The 1,672-nt window shown below is 43.2% G+C and carries 2 protein-coding genes; both read right to left on the bottom strand.

Annotated elements, in window-relative coordinates:
* Positions 1-425 (bottom strand): hypothetical protein (locus AB5935_RS25355; RefSeq protein ID WP_368327797.1); only part of this gene is annotated, 425 nt, incomplete at its 3' end.
* A gap of 20 nt (positions 426-445) precedes the next feature.
* The coding region (locus tag AB5935_RS25350; protein ID WP_368327796.1) for a hypothetical protein at positions 446-1,672 on the bottom strand (1,227 nt) is incomplete at its 5' end.

The raw sequence follows: 1,672 nt of genomic DNA, 5'->3' as shown, positions 1-1,672 counted from the left end.
TTCTCATCGTTGTTACGCTTCACATAAAACGTTCCCGTCACCCTTTTATATTGGGAATAATAATAGAACGGATCTTCGTAAATAAAGAAATACTGGTCGTTTTGGTACAAGGTCGATGCATCCACCACTTGCCCCTCCCAATACATACCCAGAGAAAACAAAAAATAAGTACTAGTTTTCCCGTCCTGTATCTTTTCCGGAGAAAAGATACAAGTAAAATAACCACCGTCTATAGTAGCCTCACCGGACACGATCCTGTTCGCTTCCCCCCGGAATGAATAAGTACCGATGGAAGGCAATTCCTCCACATCCGGACCGGGATTTACCGGATCATTATCTTTATCGTCACTACATCCGGCAAAACCCACCAGAAGCAATCCCGATAAAACATATAAATTTAAATATTTCAATAAGATTTTCTTCATGAATACACTTCATTAAATCGTCACTCTATTACTGTCACCGCACCTTTATAGTAGCCGGACAAACTGGCATCGCCATATTTCTTAATACCTACCACTTCAAAAGTCATTTCAACTTCATTGCCCTGAAGAGACACCGAAGTCCGGCCTCCCAGAGCCAGATTGCCCAATGTGGTATTAGCCCGACTGTAAGTCACTCCTTCATACGTAATCGAGATTTTCACATTTTCATCATCACCGGAGAATCCGCGGAGCACTCCATCCAGCATTGTTTTCGAAAGACGCACCACTGCATCCGCTGCCGACATTCCCGCCACAGTAGTGATACCTGGCTGTCGTGAAAGGTAAATAACACAAATATCCGCATCCGTCTTATCTATCACCACAGACTGGATAGTGACCGGAGTACCGTCCGCCCCTAAGCGATATTCATTCGGGATCGTCGTATCATACACCACGAAAGCACCGTTATAGTTACCTGATATTTTAAGGCTATTATCACCCAAATATTTGAGGTTAAGCGTCAATGAATATTCATTATCCGCTGATTTCGATACACTGAACGTACCTGCCGCATCCTCCAGGTGACCTTTGGATATTTGTATTCTTTCTTCGTCATACGGGCTATAATAAGTAAATTCAAAAGCCAGATTGGTATTTGTTATATCCACTTCCTGCCCGTTAAGTCCTGCGTTCGGGACAAAGAGACGCACATAATATGTGTTTACATTCTCCAAGTCCGCAGCAGACGAAATTCTCGACGGAGTGAGATACAATGCCACTCCTTCATCCGTCTTTTCATAGAAAGTAGCTTTGATGTCACGCGTGTTTTCTCCGTTCAACGTTAATATATTCGTCGTACTCTGTTTAATTTCAGAATAAGCACCCTCGTAAGAACCTTCGAACTTTCCACCCGAAAGCAAAGTAAAGCTGAAAGTTATTTTCACCCGATTATCCGTCTTTTCCACTTTGAACTTACCTGCCGAACATATTTCAGACCATCCATAAGGATCTACCGCAGTCAGGTCGTCAGCTCCCAATTCTGTCATATTATAGAAAGCATAATCCATACCGTCATAAGACGTGATATCCAATACCTGTCCCAACATAGCGGGATTGATTCCGATCATCAGGAACTCCGTATCCGACATATCTTCCACCGTTGTCAGTCCTGCGTACGGACTAAGATAAAAATATTGAATTCCCCCGATGACAGTAGCCACCACCGATTTCAACGGACGCACTTCACT

Source organism: Phocaeicola sp. RTP21198st1_B8_RTP21198_201120 (genome assembly GCF_040929485.1).
Classification (GTDB): Bacteria; Bacteroidota; Bacteroidia; order Bacteroidales; family Bacteroidaceae; genus Phocaeicola; species Phocaeicola dorei.
The sequence above is the reverse complement of the archived record's forward strand: the minus strand, read 5'-3'. Positions and strand labels throughout refer to the sequence as shown.